Here is a 26,064-nt window from a genome sequence, read left to right on the forward strand (position 1 = left end):
TGAGGCGCACCGCACTGACGGTGACCTAAGGTGTTTCAGGTCACCGGTAAGCGAAGTTCACGAGAGGACACACGTCGATGAGCTCTTCCGAGCAGGCGTCCCACACCACGTATGCCGACGCATATCGCGAGAGCATGGATCAGCCGGAGAAGTTCTGGCTCGACGCTGCGCGGGCCGTCGACTGGGATGTCGCCCCCACGAGGGCTCTCGACGATTCTGCCGCGCCGATCTATCGCTGGTTCCCGGATGCTTCGCTCAACACCAGTTTCAATGCCCTCGATCGGCACGTCCGCGACGGCCGCGGCGATCAGACCGCGTTGATCTTCGACTCCGCGATGGTCCCCACCAAGGCCACGTACACCTACGCCGAATTGCTCGAGCAGGTCTCACTCTTCGCCGGCGTCTTGAAAGATCAGGGTGTGGTGGCGGGCGACCGCGTGATCATCTACATGCCGATGATCCCCGAGGCTGCGATCGCGATGCTCGCGTGTGCGCGAATCGGCGCGGTGCATTCGGTGGTGTTCGGCGGCTTTGCGGCCAAGGAGCTCGCAACCCGTATCGACGACGCCGGTCCAGTGGTGCTCGTGACGGCGTCCGGCGGCCTCGAACCCGGACGAACAATCGAGTACCTGCCGATGGTCGAGAAGGCTCTGCAACTGTCCGCCACTCCCGCGCACACCGTGATCGTGAAGAATCGCGAGCAGATTCCCGGTGCAGCTTCCGACTACAAGTCAAGTGCCGCAGCCTGGTTCGACTGGGACGAGCTGATCGCCGACGCCACCCCGGCCGACCCGGTGTCGGTCGCCGCGACGGATCCGCTCTACATCCTCTACACCTCGGGAACGACCGGTAAGCCCAAGGGCGTCGTCCGGGACAACGGTGGCCATGCCGTTGCGCTGACGTGGACCATGAAGAATCTGTACGACATCAGCCCAGGACAGGTGTGGTGGACCGCCTCCGACGTCGGCTGGGTGGTCGGCCACTCCTACATCGTCTACGGACCGTTGCTCGCCGGAGCCACGACGGTCATGTACGAAGGCAAGCCCGTCGGCACCCCCGACGCCGGTGCGTTCTGGCGCATCATTTCCGAATACAACGTGTCGGCACTCTTCACCGCTCCGACAGCGATCCGCGCGGTCCGCAAGGCCGACCCGGACGCAAAAGAGCTTGCCAAGTACGACATCTCGTCGCTCGACACACTGTTCGCGGCCGGCGAGCGCTTGGATCCCGACACCTACGAGTGGGCTACTCGGATTCTCGATCGCCCGGTGGTCGATCACTGGTGGCAGACCGAAACCGGTTGGGCCATCTGCGCGAATCTGCGCGGCCTCGAACCCATGGAGATCAAAGCAGGCTCACCCACCGTCGCCTGCCCCGGATACCGCGTCGAAATCGTCGACGGCAAGGGCGAACTCGTGGGTCCGGGCGCCGAGGGCAACATCGTGATCGGCCTGCCGCTTCCTCCCGGAACACTCGCCGGACTGTGGCGTGACGAGGACCGGTACGTGAAGTCCTACCTGTCGACTTTCGAAGGCTATTACCTCACCGGCGACTCCGGGTACATCGACGAGGACAACTACGTCTTCGTGCTCGGACGAAGTGACGACGTGATCAACGTTGCCGGACATCGCCTTTCGACCGGAAGCATGGAGGCCGTCGTCGCCGGCCACCCGGCTGTCGCCGAATGCGCGGTCATCGGCATTCACGACGAACTCAAGGGGCAACGGCCGAGCGGTTATGTCGTGCTCAAGTCCGGCGTCGACATCGATCCCGAAACACTCCGACAGGAACTGGTCGCGCGGGTGCGAGACCAGATCGGTGCCGTCGCCACGTTCCGGGACGTCACCGTCGTCGCCGCACTACCGAAGACTCGTTCCGGCAAGATCCTCCGCAAGACCATGCGGCAGATCGCCGACAACGAGGAGTACACGGTCCCGTCGACCATCGAGGACGCGAGCGTATTGGACGAGTTGTCCAAACTCCTTCGCGGATAAGGATTCAGCGAATTCCCCTGTCTGTCTGCCTCCGGACGTAGCAGTATGAACACGTTCCAGTTTCGGCGATTCACACGGACAGGGGAAGTTCGATGGGCAATTTGGACGGTCAGGTCGCATTCATCACCGGAGCGGCGCGTGGTCAAGGGCGCGCGCATGCCGTCAAGCTCGCGTCCGCGGGCGCGGACATCATCGCGGTGGATCTCTGCGCGCCGGTCGCAACGGCGGGGTACGACATGGCCACCGAAGCCGACCTCGCCCAGACCGTCGCCCTGGTCGAAGCTCAGGGCCGGCGTATCGTCGCATCCGTCGCGGACACTCGCGACCTCGATGCCCTGAAATCAGCGGTCGACGCCGGAGTCGAGAAACTCGGCCGACTGGACATCGTGATCGCCAACGCGGGAATCGCGGCGTCGGCGAAATTGTCCTGGGACCTGAGCGCCGAAGAGTTCCGCGAGCTGATGGACATCAACGTCACCGGCGTCTGGTTGACGACCAAGGTGTCGATTCCGCACATCATGAACGGCAATCGAGGTGGATCCATCGTGTTGATCAGCTCGATGGCCGGGCTTCGAGGCGTGCCGGGGATTGCACATTACTCGGCGTCCAAGCACGCCGTTCGGGGGTTGGCGAAGTCTCTGGCCAACGAACTCGGCTGGGCAGACATCCGAGTCAACTCCGTACACCCGGGCAATGTGCGTACGACGATGATTGACAACGAACCGATGGTTCGTGCGTTCCGTCCAGACTTGGAGAATCCTGTCCTCGCCGATACCGCTCCGATCATGTCGAAGCTGAATCTGCTGCCCCACCCGTGGGTCGACCCCGAGGTGATTGCGGATGCGGTGTTCTATCTGGTGGGGCCGGCCGGCCGCGGGATCACCGGCATCGCGTTGCCGATCGATCTCGGCACCTCGGAAAAATTCGCCGGCGGCTGAAGGCCCGAACTGATGCAGAATTGCCTCTGCCGGATGGGTCTCGAGCACCATCCGGCAGAGGCAATTCCGGCTTGATCAAGCCTTCGTAGCAACAGAACAAGTAGTCGACAACCTCATAGGCGCTCCTCGTCTGGTGTGGGAAAAACCGTTGTGGGATGCGCAACAAACCCAAGACCCAGCGTAGAAGCATTTGGCCGCAAACGCGCGTCATTCGGCACTATTTTTTTGGATTCGGGCATACTGGACAACGCTCCCACCACGTATTATGGACCCGAGTTCACACTTACAGGGGGTAGGCACAGTGACGGTCAAATACGCCGTAATGGACCCGATTCACGGAAAAGTCGAGATCTCGTTCGATGTCGACACGGGGGTCGTCGACGTCCGAAACGGCAACTCACACGCTCTGTTGACGCGTCGAGTCGATGCCCCGCGCCGTGAAGGCACACCTATCGGAACGCGCGCCGCCGCCGACTTGTTCTTCACTGTCGGTGGCGACGAAGTCGAACTCACTGTCGGCAAAGGGTTTCTGTCCCGTCGCTCGTACTCTGTCTCGGCACTCGTCGACGGCGTGAGTTTGAACTTCGCCCCAGTCGACGACGCGAACAGTGCATTCACCCGCGACGGATTGCGGATCGGGCACTTCTCCAAGAACGAGGAATCCGATCCCAGACAGACCGACGCAGTCTGGTCGAGCACGCCGAGCACCGACGAACTTGTCATCGGTTACGCCCTGGCCGAAGCCTTCGATTGCGGAGCACTCAACGGGGCTTTTGCGTTGATCGAATCACTGGTGCTCGGCGGCGGATAGAGACCACTCAAAGCAGGTGGATTACCAGCAGAACAACGGCAATAGCTGGGAAAAGCATCTGCACGACGGCTGCGCGGGCTTTGTCGGGAGACGAGAGAATCAGCACCAATCCCGCGGCAACCATCGATCCTGTGCCTGCCAGTACGAGGGCAATTCCGACCGACGCGGAGCCGGTCGCCGCAATCACGATGCCGACCGCCGACACGATCGCCAAGAAAAGGTTGTAAAAGCCCTGGTTGAAGGCGAGCGGCTGCGTGGTGATCGCCTCTTCCTCGGACTTCACGCCGAACGTGGCGCGGGTCTTCGGGGCCGTCCAGAGAATCGATTCGAGGACAAAAATGTACACGTGCACTGCTGCGGCCAGTCCCGCGAAGATGTAGCCGGCTACGTTCATCGGTGAGCTCCTGTTGCTTCGAGTGAATTCTGTATCGTTCGGTCCAATATATACTGGACCGAACGATACAGAAAGAGCGAGGCTTTGATGGGCAGATCACAAGAATTCGACACAACAGCCGTGGTCGCTGCCGCTTTGGACGTTTTCTGGGCACGCGGATACGAAGGCGCCTCACTCGGCGACCTCGAATCCGCGACGGGGCTGAGTCGGTCAAGTCTCTACAACTCGTTCACCAACAAGCGCGGATTGTTCGACGCCGCCGTGCAGCTGTACCTCGAACATGTCATCCGGCCACGTCTGCGCAGCCTCACGACAAATCCCGGGGCAGACGCCGTCGACGACTACCTTTCCTCGCTTGCGCACGCGATCGGCACCATGACCGCCGACTCACCTCGGCGCGGTTGCCTACTTCTCAATACGGCTGCCGGACTCGGCGCGCACGACGATGCGGTGGCCGCAGTGATCCGCGCTTACCGCCGAGAGCTCGCCGACGCGATCAACAGTGGATTACACGCCGCGTTTCCAACCGAGACAGACGCCACGCTCTCAGATCGCACTCGAATCCTTCTCTCCTGCAAGGTAAGTGCATTGGTACTCGCACGAGTTGACACCGAAGAGGCCATCGCAACTCTGGAATCTGCGCGCCGACTGAACGCAGAGTGGCAGGGATAATGACCGGAAAGCTCACGCCATTGCCCGCCATCAGGCGGGTAGGCGATGATGCTTCACGTGCCCAAGTTGACCACGCCCGCTATCGCCGCTGGATATCTCCGGGGAATGGACCAACCCTCGATCCACGTCGGGACTTTCGCGATTCTCCGACCCTGGACCCGCGACGACGCACCGGCCGTCATGGAAGCCTTTCGCGATCCGTCGATTCAGCGTTGGCACATCCGCCGCGCCGACTCGATCGACGAAGCACGGGGTTGGCTCACCCAGTGGAGAGACGGGTGGGCAAGCGAATCCGAATACCATTGGGCGATCGCCGCTCCCGAGACAAATGAACTCCTCGGTCGAATCGCAGCAAAGGGGGTGAATTTGTGGGACGGCACTGCCGAGCTCGCGTATTGGGTGACCCCAGCGGCGCGCGGCCGCGGACTGTGCACCCAGGCTGTAACCGCACTGTCCGAGTGGGCATTCCGCGAAGCAGGGTTTCATCGACTGGAACTCGAGCACTCGATCCACAACCCACGATCGTGCCGAGTCGCCACCAAAGCAGGGTTCAGCGAAGAAGGTGTTCGACGAAGCTCCGCCAGGCACGCCGACGGCTGGCACGACATGCACGTCCACGCCCGACTACGTAGCGATCAGCCTTCGGCAACGACTCGCGCCGCGAGGGCAAGCGTCTGATCCACCAATTCCGCAACTCGCTGCGGCACGACCGGTTCGAGGTCGAACAGAATTCGGTAGATGATCGGCGCCACTACATGGTCGACCACCGAATCACCATCCACGCCGGCAGCTTCCGGCCAACGCGCGAGGATCACGTCGATCTGCGTCCGACAGAAGAAGGCACACTTGAACTTCTTCGTACCGTCCGGTGCATGCGTCTGATCGTCGCTCATCAACACGTCACGCAACGAAGCACGACCGACAGGCGCAGACATCTCCTCGAGGTACTCCTGCGCCCAAATCGTCAGATCCCCTCGGAGCGAGCCCGTTTCACGCGGGTCGGCGTCCGGGCGCAATCTCTCGATCGAGACGTCGGCAAAGACTTCGTTGATGTCACCCCACCGCCGATAGATGGTCGACGGGGTCACTCCCGCATCGGTCGCGATCATCGGCACCGTGATCTCGGCTCGATCACGCTGTTCCAACAACTTGCGCGCCGACGCATGCACGGCCTGTTGGATGCGCGCACTACGGCCACCGGGGCGCGGACCTGCGGACGGACTCATAAATCCAATACTAACGCAAAGATGTTGCATTAGGCTACGGCCAGGCGTAGCGTCCCAAACGCAAAGTATTTGCGTTTGAAGTCTTCACCACCCGCACGGGAAGCGCTACGACAATGACAACGACCGTTTCACCACAGACCGAGAGCACTTCACGCCCACGCCTTGGGCGAGGCGTCGCTTTCACACTCATCGCCGTCATCATCGCCACGTTCCTGGGCGCATCCGCGACCCCGACACCGTTGTACGAGCACTATCAACAGTTGTGGGGATTCTCCTCGCTCGCGTCGACGCTCGTGTTCGGCATCTACGCTCTCGCATTGCTCGCCACGCTCCTGACCGCCGGATCCCTGTCCGATCACATCGGCAGGCGCCCGGTCCTGCTCGGAGCACTCGCGCTCGAGGCAGTCTCGCTCGCACTGTTCGCCTCGGCCGACGGTTTGACCATCCTGCTCATCGCCCGGGTCGTACAGGGTGTTGCCACCGGCGCTGCAATCAGTGCTCTGGGTTCGGCATTGATCGACCTCGAACGCACTCCGGGCCGAGGATCGATCATCAACAGCGTCGCTCCGACGATGGGGCTTGCAGTCGGAGCAGTGGGTTCGAGCCTCATCAGCGAGCACCTGCCCCGGCCCACCAGCACTGTCTACCTGGTCCTTCTCGTGCTTGTCATTCTCGAGATCTTCGGAGTATGGGCCGCTCCCGAGACTTCGGGCGGACGCCCCGGAGCCTGGCAGTCCCTGCGCCCCACACTGGCCGTTCCTCGTCAGGCGCGCACGATGATTGCCCTGACCGCACCGTGCCTGATCGCGGTCTGGGCGCTGGGAGGTTTCTACCTCTCACTCGGACCTGCATTGGCGCGCAACGCACTTGACGTTCACAGCTCCCTCATCGGTGCCATCATGGTTGCAACACTGACAGGATTCGGAGCGGCAGCAGTACTCACCTTCCGCAAACTCGGCGGCCGGACCGTGATGCTGATCGGAACCACCGCCTTGGTGCTCGGGGTGGCCGTCACACTCATCGGTGCTGAAACATCCTCTGCCGTATTGATTCTGGTCGGTACGGCTGTTGCAGGTATCGGCTTCGGAGCAGGATTCCAAGGAACTATCCTCACCGTCATGCCGCTGGCCGAGAACCACGAACGCGCGGGTTTGTTGTCCACCGTCTACGTCATCGCATATCTGGCCAACAGTCTTCCCGCCTTGCTGGCCGGCTACCTGGTCGGCAAGGTCGGATTGGTGGATACGACGCGTGGTTACGGAGCACTCGTCATGGTGCTCGCGGCGGCCGCACTGATCGGACTGCTGGTCACCGGCGAGCGAAAGGTCGAAGCCGTCTCGGTGTCGGAGTAGGTGTCCCCCGATCGGTGGACACACCGTTCCGCCTGCACAGGGTCCGGGGAGTGGACATACGACATCGATCTGCTCCGACATAGTTGTCTTCGAGAGAGCCAACCGAACGCTCACCCGGACAAAGGACACCGACGATGACGAACCCACGCTACGTAGTTGCCGCAATCACAGCTCTGGCCGCCGGCGCCCTCACTTTGGGATTGAGCGGAATCGCCAGTGCCGGAACCCTTCCCACAACCGGCAACAGCATCACGATGACGATCAGCAACGACACCGAACAGACAATTCATCTCGAAGGCGCCGACAACCCCTACGGACAGTGGATGCAGAGCCCACGCCAGTCGCTCGCGCCTCACGAGACCGAGATCGTCACGGCATACAACCAGGACCCGCGCGGCCTGACGGTCGACGTCGTCTATTCCACTCCCGACGGCGGACAAGCAGTCTTCATGGCCAACGACTATCCGCAGTTCGACACCGACGGAACTCGCACCACCGACCCTGATCACTACTTCATCTCGAGCTACATCGACGGCTACTACCCGAACCTGAGCGTCGGGTACCACCTCAGTGTGGTGTGACTGCAGCAGTCGTCATAAGTAATCCATCTGCCACTCAGACACACTTGTTCTTGGACATTCGTCCGGCGCGCGGGGATTGTTGAACGCAACCCCGCACGAGCAGGGACACGCCCCGCTGCCGGTGGCCCGAACATCAACGGGAGAGGGAAAACCACAGTGCGACTACCCAACCAGTTTCTGATCTACGTCAGCGATGCCGCCTCCGCAGCAGCGTTCTACGGCGAATTGTTCGACGCGAAGCCTGAGGTCCTCAGCCCTCGGTACATGACCTTCGACCTCGGCGGCGGTGTGGTCCTTGCACTGTGGAGCGGCAAGTCCCGCGACCTCGATCCCGCGACACCGCGCAATTTCGAAGTCGGCATCTTGGTCGACGGTGGGAGCAACGAAATTCGGGCGATCCACGACGAGTGGGTGGCCAAGGGAGTCGAGGTCGTCGAAGAACCCAACGAAGATGTCTTCGGTCTGACGTTCGTCATTTCAGATCTGGACGGAAACCGCGTCCGCGTAGCGCCCGCAGATCACTGAGCACTCAGCCTTTGATCTCGCCGTACCGGCGCAAGGCCTCCTCACGCTCGTGCGCGTGATCGACGATCGGGTCCGGGTAGTCGACTGGGCGCATCGCCTTCAACGAGTGGACGGCCTTCCCGGGAACATCGCGAAGTTCGGGGACCCACCGACGGACGTATGTGCCGTCGGGATCGAACTTCTCCCCTTGCGTGATCGGGTTGAAGACGCGGAAGAAAGGCGAAGCATCCGTACCCGACCCGGCAGTCCACTGCCACCCGTGCTGATTGGAGGCCAAGTCACCGTCCACCAGTTGCGACATGAAGTACCGTGCGCCGCGCCACCACGGAATGTGCAGGTCCTTCACCAGGAATGACGCGACGATCATTCGGACCCGATTGTGCATCCAGTTCTCGGCGGCGAGTTGCCGCATGCCGGCATCCACGATCGGGAAGCCGGTCTTGCCTTCACACCAGGCCGTGAAGGCGGCGTCTGCGTCGACTCCCCCGTCGTGACGTAAACGGTCGAACTTGTCGTCGTAGTTCTTCCGCGCGCTGTCGGGGCGCTGAAACAGGATGTCTGCGTAGAAGTCTCGCCAAGCAAGCTGGCGACGGTACGCCTGAGCGCCGTCTCCGAGTCGCTTGGAGAGATCTGCCAACATGGTTCTCGGATGAATCGTGCCGTACTTGAGCGGGATCGACATCCGACTCGCGGTGTCGAGGTCGGGTCGATTTCGTTCGTCGTCGTACCGGTCAAGATCGTTCTCGCAGTATTCTTTCCACTGTTCGAGCGCACCGGCCTCACCGACGACATCGCTGACGGTGCCGGACGGCGCGGGGATACTCACCCGGCGCGGGCCACCGTCCTTCTCGCTCGGATCGAACCAACGGACCGTCCCCGCATCGGTCGACGCGGGGCCCCGCCAACCATGTTCCATCCACTGACGGAAGTACGGCGTGAACACCTTGTACGGATCACCGTCCGCCTTGGTGACGCGTCCGGGCGCCACGGCATATGGTGACCCGGTGGCGATCAACTCCACCTTCTCGGCCACGGCCGCGTCGCGCCGTCGGCCGTAGGGCCCGTAGTCGGCACTGATGTGAACTTCTTCGGCGCCAACGGATTCCGCCACGCGGGGCACCACGTCTGCCGGATCACCTCGAACAACCATCAGTTTTCCGTCGAGCTGGTTGTCGAGTGCCGACAAGTTGGCGAACAGTTGATTCTGGCGGGGTGAGCCTGCCGGTCCGAGCAACTTCTCGTCGAGGACGAACAAACCCAACGTCTGTCCGCCGGCATCCGCCGCTGCAGTCAGAGTCGGAAGATCACCGACCCTCAGATCGCGTCGAAACCAGATCACAGAGTTACTCACCCAGTCGAGCCTACCGATCAGATCTCAGAACGCATCCCACCGCACGGGCCGCCAGTTGCGCCGCTCTTTCGGCTGTCGGTTCGGAGGTGAGCCCGAGCAGTCGCCGCCGGTGCTCCTCCCCGAGCAGCAAGGTGTACAACTGATCCGCGCACAGCGCAGCCTTCTGGCCGTGCTGATCGATCAATATCTTCTCCAGAAAGGCAATCGACTTGGCCGGGCCGGATTCGTAGAACGCTGCGGCCAATTCAGGGAACTGCACTGCCTCGCCGATCATCATGCGGTGCAGCGCAATCGAGTTGTCGCTGTGCAGGGCGATGACGATGTCCACTGCAGCGGCGAGCAGGTCGGACTGGCCCTCGCCGGCATTGTCGACGTACGCGTGCTGACGCGCAACCGCAGCTGCAAAGACCGCAGACTTGTCGCCGAAGTAGCTGTACACGGTGCGCTTGGCCACGCCGGCCACCGTGGCAATGCCCTCGATGGTCGTTCGGGCGAACCCGACATCTCGAAACGAGTCGACAGCGACGTCGAGAATCTCGTTGCGTCGTTCGGCGCGCTCGGCGTCACTGGTTCTCCCACGTCTGCGCGGTTGCTCCATCAAGTCCCCTGTTACCGTGCCGGTGAATTAATGCTACGTTGGCGTTTCATTAATTCGAATACTACAGGAGCACTGCATGACCGGACAACGACTCGTCCACGTCGCCATCGCCGACGACTGGGAAGCATGCAAGCGTTTCGGTGAGTACGAGGTCTCGACGCGCGGAATCAGTTACGACGAGGCAGGATTCATTCGCGCAACGACCCCGGACGCACTCGCTTCGGTGCTCGATCTGGTGTTCGGCGACCTCACATTGCCACTGGTCGTCGCCGTTATCGATCAGGACGCCCTGACCTCCGCAGGCATCGACGTCGAATGGGAGGCGGGACAGCCCCGAATCCTCCGACCTCTACCGATGGACGAGGACACCGTGGTCGCCGAACTGGCCGTGGAACGCGTTGACGGGGTCTGGCCGATTCCCGACCTGACCCCGTACGCAAGCTGCGCCGACTAGACCAGCGCAGCCTCCGGTTCGATAACCGGCGCCGACGCCTTCTTCCGGCCGGCAGCCACGCACAGCGCGATCCCGACGGCAATCCAGCACACCAGCACCAGAAGTGGCGTGGTGGCGCCATGGCCGTCGAAGAACGCCATCGAACGGACGGATGCTCCTGCGGCGCCGGGTGGGAGCAGCTGCCCCAATGCGCCCCAGCCTGCGGGCAACCACGCGGCAGTTGTCGCCATCCCCGAGAGTGGGTTTCCGATGAACATCATCGTGACGGCGCCCAACGCGAACCCCTTCATCCCGAGCAGGGATTCGAGCCCCAAAATGGGAAGCGAGATGGCCGACATGCCCATGGTGAGTGCGAGCGCGGTGAGCAGGTAGTTTCCGTCAAGACTGTTGGTGCCGAACTGCAGAATGGCAGTCAGTGCAAAACCCGCGACCACCGCGACGCCGGCAGCGCCCAACACTCGCTTGACGATGCTGCGCGGAAACAGTTGCACGAGAACAACAGCGGGCATGATTCCGCCGAACACCAAGGGCAAGGCCAATGCCGTGAGCCCAGCACCTGTCGGGTCGTCCGCAGTCAGCGGCACAACGTCTTCGACGGGCACCTTTGCCCCCGAGGCCTCCGAGAGGCCGTTGGCCACCCCGGTCAGGGTCTGGGCGATCGGGGTTCCGCCTGCAGTCGCGATCAACACGTGAGGACCGTTGGCATCAACGGCGATTCCGCCGACCACGTCGCGATTCCGAATCGCGTCACGCAGGGCGTCGGCGTCGGCGAATTCTCGAGTATCGAAGGCGCCTTGCTTACTCGCCTCGAGCGAGGTGCTGATCTGTTCGGTTGCCGCAGCTGGACCGGTGATGCCCAACTTCAGTTCGTGCGGGCCACTGTTGACCGAGGGCAGCACGAAGGCAAGCAGCATCAGCCCGATCACGGCGGACAAGCCCAACACCACAGCCACCAACTTCTTGCGGTCCCGTGCTTCGACTTCGGCGTTCATAACTACCCTCCCTAAGTGGAAGTTTTTCCTCCACTATTTGTGGAAGATATTCCTCCGGTTATGATGAACTGTCAATACCGGAGGTGGATGTGCGAGCCGATGCACGTGAACGCAGAAACGCAATAGTCGACGCCGCACGAGCGGTGTTCACCGAACGCGGGCACGACGCGCCGCTCGATGCAGTCGCAGAACTCGCGAAAGTGGGCATCGCCACGCTGTATCGAAACTTTCCGACGCGCGAGGACCTCGTGACCGCCGTCGCCGTCGCAACACTGACCGATGTCCGCGAGGCTGCCGACATCGCACTCACGGCAATGTCCACCGATCCGACAAACGCGTGGCACACGCTGGTGGACCGCCTCGTGGAACTGCGCCTGGGTGCGCTCATTCCTGCGCTGGTGGAACGCAGTTTCACCGAGCTGGCGCCCGAAGTTCTGGCGGTGCGTGAGGTGACGAAAACGAAGATGACCGCGACGATCGGCGCCGCTCAGAGCGCCGGACTGGTTCGCGCCGATCTGCAACCGCTCGAATTCGTCATGGCTCTGGCCAAACTGACGCGCCCGCAAATCGAGTTGTCCGACGAGGCCATGCCGAACCTGGTCCCGCGGTTGGTCGCGGTGTTCATGGCCGGTCTGCGTCCGGACGGTACCGACTTGCCGGTCTGATCGGCGAAACCCGACGTACCAGGCAAGGCACAATGGGGCTGTGACCGAGATACCGAAAATCCTCGTAGTCGACGACGACGCAGACGTCCTGACCTCACTCGAACGCGGATTGCGGCTCTCGGGATTCACCGTACTGACGGCGGTGGACGGCGCCGACGCGCTCCGAGTGATCTCCGACAAGCGACCGGACGCGGTAGTCCTCGACATCAACATGCCGGTGCTCGACGGCACCGGTGTGGTGACGGCGCTTCGTGCCGCCGGCAACGAAATCCCGATCTGCGTGCTCAGTGCGCGCAACTCGGTCGACGATCGCATCGCCGGACTCGAATCCGGTGCAGACGACTACATGGTCAAACCGTTTGTTCTTGCCGAACTGGTTGCCCGGATCCGCGCAATGCTCCGTCGCAGCAACACTCCGGCCGGCGATCACTCCGAGGGTACGAATACCCTGCGGGTCGGAAACCTCGACATCGATCTCTCCGGTCGCCGGGTTCGTGTCGACGGCAAGGAAGTACCGCTCACCAAACGCGAATTCGAGCTACTCGAAGTGCTCGCACACAATTCCGGCATCGTGCTCACTCGCGAACGTCTCCTCGAACTGGTGTGGGGCTACGACTTCGTCGCCGACACGAACGTCGTGGACGTCTTCATCGGCTATCTGCGTCGAAAGTTCGAATCCGGCGGTTCACCTCGTCTGCTGCATACCGTTCGCGGCGTCGGGTTCGTGCTTCGGGAGAACCCGTGAAGCGTCGCCGCTTCTCACTACGAACTCGCGTTGCCGCGGCCGCGGCACTGGGGGCGACGTTCATCGTCATCGCACTCGGTGTGGTCGTTGCACTGGCTATCGCACGAAACAATTTGGCGCAGTTGGACCGTCGATTGGAGACGGCATCGACGGTCATCGTGGCCAATGCGGCTACAGCGGGACCTTTTCTCGGCGCGTTCGGAGACGGCGGCGCCTTTTCCGTGACCATCCGCTCCGACACCGACGGAACCGTCAAATCCAGTACCCCGACGCGACTGCCCGAACTACCGGTCGGCTCGGCGACCGTCGACGTGGACGGTACGAAGTACCGGGCATATACCGCCGAGGCCGACGGGATCAATGCCCTTGTCTCGCTGGCGGTTCCCTATGCCGAAGCGCGAGACATCACAGTCGACCAACAGCGACAGGTTGCGTTCTTCGGCGTCGGGGCCGTAGCGGCCGCAGCTGCGTTGGGATGGTTGTTCGGTGGCCCGGCGGTGCGCCCCCTCGTGGAGTTGACCCGCCGGATCGCCAGGCGCGATCCCGATCTCGCCACCGAGGTTTCCGGAATCCGTGAAGCGGACGAGCTTGCCGCAGCAGCAGAATCGATGCTCAGCGACGTCGCTCGAGCGCAAGCCGCAACCAACTCCGCCCTTGCCGCCGCCCGAGATTTTGCGTCCGCCTCGGCTCACGAACTCCGAACTCCGTTGACAGCAATGCGAACCGACATCGAAGTGTTGTCCATTCACGACCTCGATCACGAACAAAGACGCGAGATCCTCACAGATCTGGCCCGCGCGCAGGGCCGCGTCGAGTCAACTCTGAGAGACCTCGAGCGCCTGGCGAAGGGTGAACTCTCGACGGCCGAGGATTTCAAGGACACCGATTTGACCGAGGTCTGCGACATCGCCGCCGACGACGCACGCCGACATCATCCTGGGCTCGACGTCGGCGTCGTCACGGTGGATTCCCCACTCCCCTATTGCATCCGGGCCCTTCCCGGCGGAATCCGGTTGATCCTCGACAACGCGATCACCAATGCAGTCCGCCACGGCGGCGCGAGCGCGGTGCGCATCACCCTCGCTCGCCCGGCAGATTCACCGGACACCGTCACGATCACGATCGACGACAACGGTTGCGGAATACCGGCCGAGGAACGCTCGAGCGTGTTCGAGCGCTTCACTCGCGGATCGACAGCAGGCAAGACAGGCTCCGGTTTGGGCCTGGCGCTGGTGGCGCAGCAGGCGGCCCTGCACGGCGGACGGACGACATTTCACGACAGTCCACTCGGCGGGGCTCGCCTGCTGGTCGAACTCAGGGATCAGCCCGGACCCGAATAGCCCCTTCAGGTCTCGATCAACTGGCCGATCCCCGACGCTGTCACTTCGATGACCCGAGCCGAGCCGATGTCGAAGAACAGTCCGGCGATACGCAGGCGACCATCCACACGGGCCTGACCGACGAGAGGATGGCGTTCGAGAGTCTGCAATTGGACTGCGACATTGACCATTCCGAGCTGATCGACCTCCGAGAAACCTGCCTCGGCCGCAGCACGCGCGACCGGATGGCCACTCGTATAGGCCTGCAAGCTCGTCTCCGCATGCCGCAGCCATTCCCCGACGACTCCCGATTCCGACGGACCGTTGGTCAGGAGTGCTTGCATCGCGCCGCAGCCCGAATGTCCGCACACGACCACCGAGCTGACACCCAACTCGTCGATCCCGAAGGCCAGTGCCGCTTCCACCGACGTATCGCGGCCGCCGGCAGGAACCAGGTTTCCGACATTGCGCACGGTGAACAGGTCGCCGGGGCCACTGCTCGTGATGATGTTCGGCACCACTCGCGAATCTGCGCAGGTAAGGAAAAGAGAGTCGGGGTTCTGCCCGTCGCGCAACTGATCCATGTGCGGCCGTATCGCTTCGGCGCGATGGCGATGATAGTTGGACACCCCGTCGAGAATGGGCCGCAAGGCCGGCGGGCTGCTCAGATTCCTCCCCGAAGACTGTGGTTGCCAACTGCCCCACGGCGCGAGCAAGCCGCGCAGGTCGGTGACTGCGGCGCCGCGCTTCGGCGGACCGGTGGTCGCGCTCTCCATACTCACCGAGCCGACTTCGTCGATGATCACCGAACCACCTGCCAACTCGTACTGCCTCGCCCACTCTTCGATGACGTCGAAGACGGCATGGTCGAGGAAGTCGACTGACAGCTCGACGGTGACGTCCGACCGCGGTGGGATTCCGGCGAGCACCGACGTCAGCTTGGGCAGCACCAGGAAGGTGCACGAGCCTTCGACCAGGACGCGCCACCTCCCGGAATCGTTGTCGCCCAACTCTTCTGCGGTGACAGTTGCGCGGATGACACGCCACACCAGGAGGGCGATGGCCAGCGCCAACCCGATCAGGACGCCCTCGAGCAGATTCAAGAACACGACGCCGACCACCGTGATGCCGTACACCCACAGATCACCGGTCCGTCGCGCCAACCGAATGTGCGCCAGCTTGACCAGTTGAATACCGATGACAATCAACAGTCCGGCCAGTGCAGACTTCGGAATCTGCTGGACCAACCCGGCGAGCGCAGCCGAGAACAGCAGAATCCACAGGCCGTGCATGATCGACGACGCGCGGGACTTCGCCCCGGCCTCGACATTGGTCGCACTGCGCACGATCACCCCGGTGACCGGAAGGCCGCCGATGGCCCCGGACACCATGTTCGCGGTGCCCTGGCCGAGCATCTCGCGATCGAAGTTCGACCGCGGGCCCGAGTGCATCTTGTCCACGGCCACGGCCGAGAGCAGACTCTCCACACTGGCGATCAGGGCGATGGTGAGGATGCCGGTTGCGACGCCGAGCCACTGGCCGTCGGGCAGAGCGGGGAGTCCGATCGAGTCCAGCAAAGATCCGTCGAGAGCAATACGCTCGACGTCGATCGGCAGCGCCAGCGAAGCGAGAGTTGCCAATACGATGCCCACCAACGCCGCCGGAACCTTGCGGACACCGGCAGGGAGATAGCGCCACCCGAGAAGGATGGCGATGACGACGAGTCCGATCATCAGGTCCTCGACATGCAAGGCACCGATCTGTGCGGGCAACTGCCGTAGATTGTCCAGCGCCGAGCTGGCCGAGCTTCCACCCAACAACACGTGAACCTGTTGTAGCGCAATGGTGATGCCGATACCGGCAAGCATCGCATGCACCACCACTGGAGCAATAGCCAGCGCCGCACGGGCAATTCGGCTGAGCCCGAACACGATCTGCAGAATTCCGGCGCCGACGGTGATCAGGCAGGTGACTTTCCACCCGAACTTGCCGATCAGTTCGGCGACCACCACGGTCAGGCCGGCTGCGGGACCACTGACTTGCAGCGGTGAACCTCCCACAGCTCCGGCCACCACTCCGCCGACGATTGCGGCGATCAGACCTGCCATGATCGGCGCCCCGGAGGCGATAGCAATTCCCAATGACAGGGGAAGCGCAACCAGGAAGACGACCAGCGACGCCGGCACGTCGTATCTGATCAGTTGCTCGAGATATCGCCGGCTTCCACCACCCGGCGGAGACGAATCCCCCACGACGCTCTCGTCTGCGGATGATTGTGCGTGCACTACGGACTGCGTCGACATAGATCTCCTCGCCGGACCCCGGATCCGGCTGCTGGGCAACATGTTCGAAGCGAATCGGCGATCGGTATCGCCGATCGACTGTGACCATGGTAACCGCGATTCCTTACCGTTCCCTTAGATGCGAGCCCAGACGTGGTCGACGTCACCGCCGCCCGGCACTGTGACTCGAACCTGAACATCGGTCCAAAAGATCGATCGAATTGCTTTAAACCGCAAGCATTTTGACTGACACACCTCCAGCGGCCGGCACACCTGAGCGCCGTCGGCGATAATGGTCGGGAGTGAACGCTCAACCGCAGACACAACGATGTGAAGGCAGGCACCATGTCCGATCAGTACGTCGCCGCGCAGGACCGCTACGAAGCCATGCCGTACCGCCGAACCGGTCGGAGCGGTCTCAAACTCCCGGCCATCTCGCTGGGCCTCTGGCACAACTTCGGCGACGACGTACCGATCGAGAACCAGCGCGCAGTTCTGCGGCGGGCATTCGATCTCGGAATCACCCACTTCGATCTTGCGAACAACTACGGACCCCCGTACGGAAGCGCCGAGACGAACTTCGGCAGGATCCTGCGTGAGGATTTCTCTTCGTACCGCGAGGAATTGGTCATCTCGTCCAAAGCCGGCTGGGACATGTGGCCCGGCCCCTACGGATTCGGTGGGTCCCGCAAGTATTTGCTGTCGTCCCTCGATCAGTCGCTCGGACGACTCGGCGTCGACTATGTCGACATCTTCTACAGCCATCGCCCTGACGCCGAAACTCCGATCGACGAGACCGCAGGCGCCCTGATCAGCGCTGTCCAGCAGGGCAAGGCCCTGTACGCGGGTATCAGTTCGTACTCGCCGGAGCGCACCCGTGAAATCGCCGCACTGCTCGCCGCTGCGGGGGTTCCGCTCTTGATCCACCAGCCGAGCTATTCGATGCTGAACCGCTGGATAGAGCAGGACCTGCTGTCGGCTGTCGACGATCTCGGCGTCGGCGTCATCGCGTTCTCACCACTCGCTCAAGGCATGCTCACCGATCGCTATCTGAACGGCGTCCCCGAGGATTCCCGTGCAGCTCAAGGTAAGTCACTGGATCCGTCGTGGTTGACCGACGACGCTCTCACCCACATCCGCGCGCTCAACGACATCGCGGCAGACCGCGGCCAGTCGCTGGCTCAGCTGGCACTGAGCTGGGCACTCCGCGATTCGCGGGTCACCTCGGTACTGATCGGTGCGTCCAGTGTCGCCCAACTCGAAGCCAACGTCGGCGCGCTCGACAATCTCGAATTCAGCGCAGCCGAACTGGCCTCCATAGATCAGCACGCCAAGGACAGCGGCATCAATCTGTGGGCAGAGGCCAGTTCGATCTGAGCGATCACCTGCGCTAGAGCTGAGGCAACTCCACGTTCACGTGCTCGCCCTCTTCGAATACGGCCGACGCCGGCCCGACGATCAAGGGATCCGGAGTACCGACAGCCCGGTGATCCTTGTTGGGATAGTCGAAGCTGGCGAGCACGTGACGCATCGCCTCGAGGCGAGCGCGCTTCTTGTCGTTGCTCTTGATCACCGTCCAGGGCGCATCCCCGGTATCGGTGTAGAAGAACATGGCTTCCTTGGCCTGGGTGTAGTCGTCCCACTTGTCGAGCGAAGCCAGATCGGTCGGTGAGAGCTTCCACTGACGCACCGGGTCCGTTCGGCGGGCCGCGAACCGCGCCAACTGCTCTTCGCGGCTGACCGAGAACCACAGCTTGTGCAGATGAATCCCGGAGTTGACGAGCATCCGCTCGAAGTCCGGGGTCTCTCTCATGAACTCGAGATACTGCGTCGGCGTGCAGTAACCCATCACTCGTTCGACGCCGGCGCGGTTGTACCAGGACCGGTCCATCATCACTATCTCGCCGCCGCTGGGTAGGTGTGCGACATAGCGTTGGAAATACCACTGCGTCCGCTCGATGTCGGTGGGCTTCTCGAGCGCGACCACGCGGGCTCCACGGGGATTGAGATGCTCGGTGAATCTCTTGATCGACCCGCCCTTACCGGCAGCATCGCGACCTTCGAAGATGATGAGCACCTTCTGACCGGTTTCCTTGACCCACAGCTGCAGCTTGAGCAACTCGATCTGCAGACGCCGCTTCTTCCGCTCGTACTCGCGGCGCGACATCTTCTTCTCGTACGGATAGCCCTGCTTCCAGGCATCCGCGAACTCCGAAGGCTCCAGCACGCCGAGCTTGTGCTTGAGACTCGACAGCTCGTCGATCTCGGCCGCGTAATCCTCGGTGACGGAAATTCTGGTCGACGGGGTCGGCAGGTCAGGAACCCGACCGTCCACACCGCTGGCGTCGGGGCTCATGAATACGCACTCCCTGTCGTCGAAATGAACGAACGTCCGGAAAGTGAATTTTACGCGCCGAAGCCCGCTCCCGCGGGTCCGAAGAGAATGTTGCTTGGCATCGAGGAGGTAACGACAGGTCCGGCTTCCCAGTCGCCGAACCCTCACGCGGTACCTTGATCGAGGTAACTGAGACGGTCGGTAACCCCGAGAGAAGAGAGTTCTGGCGAGATGCGAGTAGACGGACGGGAGATCCCGGTAACGGGAAGCCTCCTGCCACCACTGCACCGCCGTACGAGCGACATCATGCGGGTTGCGATCGCTGCTGTGCTGCTCGGCGGCGTGATCGCGGGATCTCTGATCACTCGAAGTCAGTGGGACGCCCTCGAAACGTCGGTGTCCAACATCGTCGGTGTTCTCTCGCCGAGCCTGTCCGACACTGTGTACCTGCTCTACGGCATCGCAATTCTGGCGCTACCGTTCGCCATCCTGATCGGCCTGATCGTCGGGCGCCGGTGGAAGTTGCTGGCCGGATACGCCGCCGCCGGACTGTGCGCCGGTGTCGCGCTGTCCTTCACCGGAACAGGCCTGGCGGCACCGAAATGGCACCTCGACGTGCCGGACCGACTCGACGCCACCTTCCTGTCTCAATTCCTCGACGATCCGCGATGGATCGCGATGCTCGCGGCGGTGCTCACCGTCTCGGGCCCGTGGCTTCCGAAGAAGTGGCGACGAGCCTGGTGGACGCTGCTTCTGCTCTTCGCTCCCATCCATCTGATCGTCAGCTCGATCGTTCCCGCACGATCGATGCTGGGTCTCGCCGTCGGTTACCTGATCGGCGCGGTGATCGTTCTCGCCGTCGGCACCCCTGCCCTCGAAGTGCCATTGGACTCGGCAGTACGCGTACTCGCGCGGCGCGGTTACCGCGTCACCGCATTCCGCGTCGTGAGTCCCTCGGGAATCGGGCCTCTTGTCATGTCCGCAGCCATCGACCAAGCACCGGACGACGAACCTTTCGACGAACTCGTCGTCGAGTTGTACGGACAGAACCAGCGAAGCAGCGGAGCAATTCGACAGACGTTCCGTTGGATCTCGTTCCGGAACCGTGAAACTCCGCCGCCCTACGGATCACTTCGTCGCGCCGTCGAACACCGAGCGCTCATGGGTATCGCGTTCGCCGACATCGGTCTGGCCAGTTCCAAGGCCGTCGCAATCTCGGTACTCGATCGCGGGTGGGAGATGTACGCGCGCCCGAGTCCTCGTGGCATCCCCCTTGCCGTCGCCGTCGAGAACCAGGCGGGCGAGGAAGAATCCACCAAACTGATCGACGCGCTGTGGCAAACACTGCATACCGCTCACGTGCACCAGATGGCGCACGGCGACCTGCGCGCTTCCGAAATTCGTGTCGAAGGCGGAACCATCCTCTTCGGCGGGTACGCGTACTCCGAATTCGGCGCCACCGAAGTTCAGATGCAGTCCGACAACGCACAACTTCTCTTCGCCACCGCATCATTGTTCGGGGTCGATGCAGCGGTGGACGCCGCGATTCGAGCGCAAGGCGCAGACACGATTCTCGCCGCCTCCGGCCGATTGACCACCGCTGCATTGCCCAACCGAATTCGGCGGACGGTCACGGATTCCGCGAAACTGATGACCGAGATCCGAGACGAGGTCGGTGCCAAGAACGGGATCGAAAAGGTCGCTCCCGCACAGGTCACCCGATTCAGTCGCAACCAGCTGATCCAGCTCGTTCTGCTCATCGGTCTGGTCTACGTCGCCTACCCCTTCATCAGCCAGGTCCCCGCGTTCATCACCGAACTGAAGACGGCCAACTGGTGGTGGGCACTGCTCGGCCTCGGCGTCTCCGCACTGACGTACGTCGGCGCGGCAGCGGCCCTGTGGGCCTGTGCGTCGTCGATGGTCAGTTACCGCAACCTCTTGATCATGCAGGTGGCCAACACCTTTGCGGCGACGACAACTCCGGCCGGAGTCGGCGGGCTCGCGCTGAGCGTGCGGTTCCTGCAGAAGGGCGGGCTCGGTACCGTCCGTGCAACGGCCGCAGTCGCGCTGCAGCAGACGGTCCAGGTGGTCACCCACGTCGGCTTGCTGATCTTCTTCTCGATCGTCGCCGGACGTGATACGAACCTCTCGCACTTCATCCCGGGATCCACTGTTCTGTATCTGGCAGGCGGCGTCGCGCTCGGAGTTCTCGGTGCATTCATGTTCATCCCGAAACTCCGTGGGTGGCTACGCGACGATCTGCGTCCTCAGATCACCGAGGTGTTGGGTGAACTGAGCCAACTCGCGCGAAATCCCACGCGCTTCCTCATCATCGTGGGCGGCAGCGCCGCAACAACTCTGGGTGCCGCCCTGGCTTTGTGGGCGAGCGTCGAGGCATTCGGCGGCGGAACGACGTTCATCACCGTCACCATCGTGACGATGATCGGTGGGACGCTCGCCTCGGCGGCTCCGACACCGGGTGGCGTCGGAGCCGTCGAGGCCGCCCTCATCGGTGGTCTGTCCGCATTCGGACTGCCGGCAAGCATCGCGGTCCCGTCGGTCCTGCTCTATCGAGTGCTGACCTGCTGGCTCCCGGTGTTCTGCGGTTGGCCGACGCTGCGATGGCTGCAGAAGAACGACATGGTCTGAGCCGTTCCGCTACTTCTGGCGAACGACGTGGGCCTGCAGTGCTTCGCCGTCCTCGTCCACCCAGCCTTTGCTCTGGGCGTAGTCGACCATCGCGGCAACACCTTCGACGTCCGTGGTGCTCTCGCGAACGCGGGCTACCGAGATGAATGCACTACCACCGCTGACGTATCCGTAATCCTGAAGGCGCAAGAGTTCGTCCAGTTCGGCTTCGGAGATGTCGGCACTCACCTCGACGTGAAAGTCCTTCAGGTTGTCCACATCGTGGATGCTGACGCGGCCGTCGTCCACCAGTACATACATGGCTCTCCTTCCTAGAGCACTGACGTCGGTGCGTGCGTACCGAATACACGCCGGTGGTAGGTCAGTGGATTCGACTCGCGGTGCTCGACCTCGTCCACCGATCCTGTCACGATCTTGTGATCACCACCGTCCACGACGGCATCAACGGTGCACGCGATCCAGATGGATACGTCCGGCAGTCTCGGAACACCGAGATGCTCCGCCCACTCGACACCGTCGAACTTCGCACGGCCCTTCCTCGCAAAGGCAACCGCCAGTGAGCTTTGCGCGGTCCCGAGGACATTGATCGCGAACCTCCGCGTTCCTTCGATGAGGCCGAGAACTTCCGACTGTCGATCCAGAGCCACCGCGGTCATCGGCGGGTCCATCGACAACGACATGAATGCGCTGACCGTCGTGCCGTGCGGCCGGTCGCCGTCCATTGCCGTGACGACGGCGACCGGTGAGCACACGTGCGCCATGGCTTCTCGAAAACGCAACGCCCGGTTGCCCTGTGGGACATTCACGATGTCAGCCCTTGTCTGCCAACTCTTGTGCGTACTTCTTCGTCATGTGGTCGACGGCGTCGAGTTGCGCCTTTGCATGCCCTTCCCTGACAGCGCGCGCGTGAGCTGCCGCGTCGAGCGTCGCCTGCGCCTGCCCTTGGAAGTGCGGAAAGACCTCCTGCGCGAACAACTCTGCCGAACGTCGGGTGTCCTGCGGGTTCGCCCAATCGTGACCCATCTGCAGCATGCAGCCGAAACCACCGGACTGGTCCCACAGCCGTTGTACCTGACGTCTGGCCTGCTCCGGTGTGCCGATGACACCGATCCCGGCCTCGTTGATGAAGTCGATCATCTCGCTCAGACGCGCACCGGAGACCGCCATCTGAGGGAAGGCCGCGACGTGCTGGAAATAGTCGAACCACTCCTCGATGCCGTACTCGACCTGCTTGCGTGCTTCCGCCTCGGTTTCGGCGATGTGGAAAGGTCCGGCAAGAGACCACTGCCGACGATCCACCGTCGTCCCGTTGACCTCAGCGCGTTCCTCCATCACATTCCAGTGGTGCGCCAAGGCGTCGAAACCGTCGGCGGACAAGGTTGCTCCGATGGAGAGCAGACCGAGACCGTGCGTACCGGCCAGGCGAGGTCCTGTCGGGGAGGCCACTGCGGCCACGGTGATTTCGATGCCGTTCTCCGAGTACGGAGCGAGCTGCAGCTTGGCGTCGTACAGCTCGTGGGTTCGTGTCTTCGCGGAAACCGTCTCGCCACGAAGAAGGCGCACGACGATGTCGAGGTTCTCCTGCAACAACTCTCGGGTGTCCGTCGGGTTCAGACCGATCATCGCCGAGTCGGTGGGCAACGAACCGGGCCCGACTCCGAAGATGGTGCGCCCCTGAGTCAGGTGATCCAACTGCATGATTCGATCCGCTGCCCACAGCGGGTTGTGATACGACAACGACGTGACACCCGTGCCGAAACGAATCCGAGGTGCGCGCTGCGAGGCTGCAGCGATCATGATTTCCGGCGACGCGATGATCTCGCTTCCGGCAGAGTGATGCTCACCGAACCACGCCTCGTCGTAGCCCAACCGGTCGAGGTACTCGACCAGTTCGAGATCACGCTGCAGTGCGGCGGTGGGATTGCGTCCGGGGACGTGGAACGGTGCCATGAAATACCCGAAACGAAGCCTACTCATGAGTTCTCCTAGTGCTGTGGGCCAACTCCTGGCCGTGCACCGAAAACGCTATCCGTGCCGTGACCGCGGTCACAGTGCACGAAAGTGGACAATCTCAAGCGCGTTGATCGGCAAGTTTCTGCGCGTAGACCAACTTCACGAACTCGGCACGGTTGCGAACGCGCAGAAGAGCAAGGATGCGGCTTACATACTTCTTCACCGTGTCCGGACTCAGCGACAGGATCACCGCGATCTCGTCGTTGGTATGGCCGTCCGCCAACAACTCCGCGAGATCGATCTGCCGGGGCGTCAGCTTCTCTCGCCATCCCGGCTCGCGTTGCCCGGGCAGCGTCTGACACAACAGCGACAATTGCTTGCCCAGAATGCCCAAGCCCACGATGTCGCGCCCCGACAGATCCTTGCCTTCTGAATCGAAAATCCCCACCAGACCGTGACCGCCGTGGGCCAACTGGAGATGCATCACCGACGCGCTGTGAAGGCGTTTGCGATAGAGGAAATCTCGCAGGTACGTCGCCGACTGTGAAGGGACGTCGGCCAACTGAGTGTGCGTGATGGCGGGAGATGCCAACAGCGTTGCCCGCGATTGCGCCGTCGCAAAAACGTCGTCGAGGTACCAGTGCGCTTGGTACTCGTCGAGGATCGGCGTGATCCGCCCGGTCGTCACCGGATCCGGGTCGGCGAAAGCCGTCGTGAAGGTCGGGCCGGCAAGGAAGGTGGTGTTGGGACAGCGGTAGTGATCATGGAGCGCGACCATGAGGAGATCCTTGAGCTGATCGAGCGTTCTCGCGGCCGAGCAGTAGTCGAAGACAGCGAAGACACGGTCGTAGTCCGCAGCGGACAGAGCGACGTCACCGCTACCGTGCACGTCGACCACCTCACCCGAACTATGATCCAGATCACTCATCGGACAGCATATGCATTACTTCGAGAGAACGGACAACTTCGCCGCCTACCAGCACTGTTGATGCCGATAGCCGATACTGAGCTGTATGTCGGAACTCGGAAATGAACCAGACTCGAAGCAGAAGGCGGTGCTCGAGCGACACGCGTCATGGATCGAATTGTTCTTCGACCTCGTCGTGGTTGCCGGTATCGGTCAGCTGGCTCACCTGCTCCACGGTTCGCCGTCGTGGTCGGATGTCGCGCTCTACGCGTTGCTCTATCTCGCGTTCTGGACCGCGTGGGCGACGTTCACGATGTACGGCAACGTTGCCGGTGACCGTGTCCGGATCCCGAGCATGCTGATCGCCATGTTCGGACTGGCCGTCATGATGGCGGCCGTGGCCGGCATCCACGACAACCATGCGCTGGCCTTCGCTGTCGCCTACGTGGCCGTACGTCTGCTGGCGAGTCGGGTGTGGCACAACGGCCAGATAGTCGTGGACTGGCCGATCGCCCAGATGTCTCTCGGTGTGATCCCGTGGATCGTCTCGTTCTGGTTCGAGGGCGAAACTCGGTTCTGGCTCTGGACCGCCGGTGTGACCATCGACCTGCTGATCATGTTCGTCGTCTCCGGCAGCGCGATCATGGAAGACGCGCAGGAAAAGCTCGACCGCATCATCAAGGTTCGGGGGTTCAAGGACGACCGGATGCCCGAACTCGAAGCCCTGCACTCCGATCGGGCTCACCTTGCCGAGCGCTTGGGCCTGTACGTCATCATCGTGCTGGGCGAGGGTGTGATCCTCGTGATTTCTGCGGCCTCGAAGCTCACCTGGGACTCGACGGTGGTCAGCCTCGCAGTCGGATCGTTTGTCCTGCTCTCGGGCATGTGGGCTCTCTCGCTTCTCTACGGCCACGCCGGTGTTCCGCACCTGCAGCCCGAGAAGTTTCCCGCTCGCATCGACATGGCGCTGCACTGTTTCACCACCGGCGCTATCGCGGTTCTGGTCGCGGGGCTCGGAGCGGCAACCGAACACGGTGCGGAGCACACGCCCGCGAACCTGCGGTGGTTGTTGTGCGGAAGCATCGCAGTCTATTTCGGAATCAGCCTGGTGGCAGGGCTGTTCGCGCGATCGGACCGACGGTGGCTGCTCGGCTGGGCGCTCCCGTGCACCGCCGTCCCCATCGTCATGGGCATCGTCGGCACGCACATGAGCGCCACGTGGATCATCTGGGTGCTGGTGGCCACCGTGACCTGGCAGAACGGCTACGAGTACGCGAAGGTGCGGCGTTCGCGCCGCTCTGCTGTGCGCCTTTATTAACCC

At 62.5% G+C, this 26,064-nt stretch carries 26 protein-coding genes; 15 read left to right on the forward strand and 11 right to left on the reverse strand.

Features of this window, described 5'->3' with window-relative positions:
* Positions 1–77 precede the first annotated feature (77 nt).
* From ACVZUB_RS22670 to ACVZUB_RS22680, 3 genes are all read left to right on the forward strand, one after another.
* On the forward strand, positions 78–1,994 hold the full coding sequence (locus ACVZUB_RS22670) for a propionyl-CoA synthetase (protein WP_482627786.1): 1,917 nt from the start codon (positions 78–80) through the stop codon (positions 1,992–1,994).
* Between the two features lie 92 nt (positions 1,995–2,086).
* Positions 2,087–2,932: a mycofactocin-coupled SDR family oxidoreductase gene (locus ACVZUB_RS22675; protein WP_165639099.1), complete on the forward strand. Its 846-nt coding sequence runs from the start codon at positions 2,087–2,089 to the stop codon at positions 2,930–2,932.
* Positions 2,933–3,233: 301 nt separating this feature from the next.
* The gene (locus tag ACVZUB_RS22680; protein WP_223304422.1) at positions 3,234–3,743 is read left to right on the forward strand and encodes a hypothetical protein; all 510 of its coding nucleotides are present in this window, start codon (positions 3,234–3,236) and stop codon (positions 3,741–3,743) included.
* A 7-nt stretch (positions 3,744–3,750) separates the two neighbouring features.
* Here the strand turns inward: ACVZUB_RS22680 and ACVZUB_RS22685 are convergent, their stop codons facing one another.
* A complete protein-coding gene (locus ACVZUB_RS22685; RefSeq protein WP_003939752.1) occupies positions 3,751–4,137 on the reverse strand; it encodes a DUF1304 domain-containing protein in 387 nt (128 codons plus the stop codon).
* A gap of 87 nt (positions 4,138–4,224) precedes the next feature.
* Here ACVZUB_RS22685 and ACVZUB_RS22690 point away from each other — a divergent pair, with 87 nt between their 5' ends.
* Both ACVZUB_RS22690 and ACVZUB_RS22695 read left to right on the forward strand, forming a co-directional pair.
* A complete protein-coding gene (locus ACVZUB_RS22690; RefSeq protein WP_482627787.1) occupies positions 4,225–4,809 on the forward strand; it encodes a TetR/AcrR family transcriptional regulator in 585 nt (194 codons plus the stop codon).
* Between the two features lie 57 nt (positions 4,810–4,866).
* Positions 4,867–5,487, forward strand: coding sequence for a GNAT family N-acetyltransferase (locus ACVZUB_RS22695; RefSeq protein WP_482627788.1), 621 nt, complete (start codon positions 4,867–4,869; stop codon positions 5,485–5,487).
* Here ACVZUB_RS22695 and ACVZUB_RS22700 read toward each other — a convergent pair.
* Complete coding sequence (locus ACVZUB_RS22700) at positions 5,445–6,035, reverse strand: TetR/AcrR family transcriptional regulator (protein WP_007733425.1); 591 nt, start codon at positions 6,033–6,035, stop codon at positions 5,445–5,447. The two genes, ACVZUB_RS22695 and ACVZUB_RS22700, sit on opposite strands and share 43 nt — an antisense overlap.
* Positions 6,036–6,148: 113 nt before the next feature.
* Between ACVZUB_RS22700 and ACVZUB_RS22705 the strand changes: the two genes are divergently transcribed.
* The 3 genes from ACVZUB_RS22705 (at position 6,149) to ACVZUB_RS22715 (ending at position 8,493) form a co-directional block, all read left to right on the forward strand.
* The gene (locus tag ACVZUB_RS22705) at positions 6,149–7,387 is read left to right on the forward strand and encodes an MFS transporter (RefSeq protein ID WP_003940229.1); all 1,239 of its coding nucleotides are present in this window, start codon (positions 6,149–6,151) and stop codon (positions 7,385–7,387) included.
* A 134-nt stretch (positions 7,388–7,521) separates the two neighbouring features.
* Entirely contained in the window at positions 7,522–7,968 is a 447-nt protein-coding gene (locus tag ACVZUB_RS22710; protein ID WP_047270917.1) for a hypothetical protein, read from the forward strand.
* A gap of 156 nt (positions 7,969–8,124) precedes the next feature.
* Positions 8,125–8,493 carry a VOC family protein gene (locus ACVZUB_RS22715; RefSeq protein ID WP_003939994.1) on the forward strand — a complete coding sequence of 123 codons (369 nt, stop codon included), beginning with the start codon at positions 8,125–8,127 and terminating at the stop codon, positions 8,491–8,493.
* 4 nt (positions 8,494–8,497) lie between these two features.
* Here ACVZUB_RS22715 and ACVZUB_RS22720 read toward each other — a convergent pair whose 3' ends face one another.
* Both ACVZUB_RS22720 and ACVZUB_RS22725 read right to left on the reverse strand, forming a co-directional pair.
* A complete protein-coding gene (locus ACVZUB_RS22720) occupies positions 8,498–9,844 on the reverse strand; it encodes a cryptochrome/photolyase family protein (RefSeq protein ID WP_482627789.1) in 1,347 nt (448 codons plus the stop codon).
* Positions 9,845–9,854: 10 nt separating this feature from the next.
* Positions 9,855–10,442: a TetR/AcrR family transcriptional regulator gene (locus tag ACVZUB_RS22725; protein WP_047270920.1), complete on the reverse strand. Its 588-nt coding sequence runs from the start codon at positions 10,440–10,442 to the stop codon at positions 9,855–9,857.
* A 76-nt stretch (positions 10,443–10,518) separates the two neighbouring features.
* On the opposite strand from ACVZUB_RS22725, the gene ACVZUB_RS22730 reads away from it, so the two are divergent.
* The gene (locus ACVZUB_RS22730) at positions 10,519–10,896 is read left to right on the forward strand and encodes a DUF952 domain-containing protein (RefSeq protein WP_482627790.1); all 378 of its coding nucleotides are present in this window, start codon (positions 10,519–10,521) and stop codon (positions 10,894–10,896) included.
* On the opposite strand, the gene ACVZUB_RS22735 is transcribed toward ACVZUB_RS22730, so the two are convergent.
* Positions 10,893–11,888, reverse strand: a complete 996-nt coding sequence (locus tag ACVZUB_RS22735) for an ABC transporter permease (protein WP_482627791.1) — start codon at positions 11,886–11,888, stop codon at positions 10,893–10,895. The genes ACVZUB_RS22730 and ACVZUB_RS22735 overlap by 4 nt on opposite strands.
* 89 nt (positions 11,889–11,977) lie before the next feature.
* On the opposite strand from ACVZUB_RS22735, the gene ACVZUB_RS22740 reads away from it, so the two are divergent.
* From ACVZUB_RS22740 to ACVZUB_RS22750, 3 genes are read left to right on the forward strand one after another with little or no spacing between them, the layout of a single operon-like run.
* Complete coding sequence (locus ACVZUB_RS22740) at positions 11,978–12,553, forward strand: TetR/AcrR family transcriptional regulator (protein WP_029256004.1); 576 nt, start codon at positions 11,978–11,980, stop codon at positions 12,551–12,553.
* A 40-nt stretch (positions 12,554–12,593) separates the two neighbouring features.
* A complete protein-coding gene (locus ACVZUB_RS22745; protein WP_003939853.1) occupies positions 12,594–13,298 on the forward strand; it encodes a response regulator transcription factor in 705 nt (234 codons plus the stop codon).
* Complete coding sequence (locus ACVZUB_RS22750) at positions 13,295–14,638, forward strand: sensor histidine kinase (protein ID WP_003939972.1); 1,344 nt, start codon at positions 13,295–13,297, stop codon at positions 14,636–14,638. The genes ACVZUB_RS22745 and ACVZUB_RS22750 overlap by 4 nt, the downstream gene beginning before the upstream one ends.
* A gap of 5 nt (positions 14,639–14,643) precedes the next feature.
* Here the strand turns inward: ACVZUB_RS22750 and ACVZUB_RS22755 are convergent, their stop codons facing one another.
* Entirely contained in the window at positions 14,644–16,920 is a 2,277-nt protein-coding gene (locus ACVZUB_RS22755) for a SulP family inorganic anion transporter (RefSeq protein WP_482627792.1), read from the reverse strand.
* Between the two features lie 324 nt (positions 16,921–17,244).
* On the opposite strand from ACVZUB_RS22755, the gene mgrA reads away from it, so the two are divergent.
* Positions 17,245–18,276, forward strand: a complete 1,032-nt coding sequence (gene mgrA / locus ACVZUB_RS22760) for an L-glyceraldehyde 3-phosphate reductase (protein WP_007733451.1) — start codon at positions 17,245–17,247, stop codon at positions 18,274–18,276.
* A 13-nt stretch (positions 18,277–18,289) separates the two neighbouring features.
* Here the strand turns inward: mgrA and ppk2 are convergent, their stop codons facing one another.
* Positions 18,290–19,255 carry a polyphosphate kinase 2 gene (gene ppk2, locus ACVZUB_RS22765; protein WP_003940295.1) on the reverse strand — a complete coding sequence of 322 codons (966 nt, stop codon included), beginning with the start codon at positions 19,253–19,255 and terminating at the stop codon, positions 18,290–18,292.
* A 210-nt stretch (positions 19,256–19,465) separates the two neighbouring features.
* On the opposite strand from ppk2, the gene ACVZUB_RS22770 reads away from it, so the two are divergent.
* The gene (locus ACVZUB_RS22770) at positions 19,466–21,883 is read left to right on the forward strand and encodes a lysylphosphatidylglycerol synthase transmembrane domain-containing protein (RefSeq protein ID WP_007733454.1); all 2,418 of its coding nucleotides are present in this window, start codon (positions 19,466–19,468) and stop codon (positions 21,881–21,883) included.
* Positions 21,884–21,892: 9 nt separating this feature from the next.
* Here the strand turns inward: ACVZUB_RS22770 and ACVZUB_RS22775 are convergent, their stop codons facing one another.
* The 4 genes from ACVZUB_RS22775 to ACVZUB_RS22790 all read right to left on the reverse strand — a co-directional run bounded on the left by ACVZUB_RS22775 (position 21,893) and on the right by ACVZUB_RS22790 (position 24,764).
* Positions 21,893–22,183 carry a hypothetical protein gene (locus ACVZUB_RS22775; RefSeq protein WP_063315916.1) on the reverse strand — a complete coding sequence of 97 codons (291 nt, stop codon included), beginning with the start codon at positions 22,181–22,183 and terminating at the stop codon, positions 21,893–21,895.
* Between the two features lie 11 nt (positions 22,184–22,194).
* Positions 22,195–22,644: a flavin reductase family protein gene (locus ACVZUB_RS22780; RefSeq protein WP_007733458.1), complete on the reverse strand. Its 450-nt coding sequence runs from the start codon at positions 22,642–22,644 to the stop codon at positions 22,195–22,197.
* A gap of 49 nt (positions 22,645–22,693) precedes the next feature.
* Complete coding sequence (locus ACVZUB_RS22785) at positions 22,694–23,860, reverse strand: LLM class flavin-dependent oxidoreductase (protein WP_007733459.1); 1,167 nt, start codon at positions 23,858–23,860, stop codon at positions 22,694–22,696.
* A 94-nt stretch (positions 23,861–23,954) separates the two neighbouring features.
* The gene (locus tag ACVZUB_RS22790; RefSeq protein ID WP_007733461.1) at positions 23,955–24,764 is read right to left on the reverse strand and encodes a helix-turn-helix transcriptional regulator; all 810 of its coding nucleotides are present in this window, start codon (positions 24,762–24,764) and stop codon (positions 23,955–23,957) included.
* A gap of 85 nt (positions 24,765–24,849) precedes the next feature.
* Here ACVZUB_RS22790 and ACVZUB_RS22795 point away from each other — a divergent pair, with 85 nt between their 5' ends.
* Positions 24,850–26,061: a low temperature requirement protein A gene (locus tag ACVZUB_RS22795; protein ID WP_482627793.1), complete on the forward strand. Its 1,212-nt coding sequence runs from the start codon at positions 24,850–24,852 to the stop codon at positions 26,059–26,061.
* The last annotated feature ends 3 nt before the right edge of the window (positions 26,062–26,064 follow it).

The organism is Rhodococcus sp. OS5, assembly GCF_056837585.1.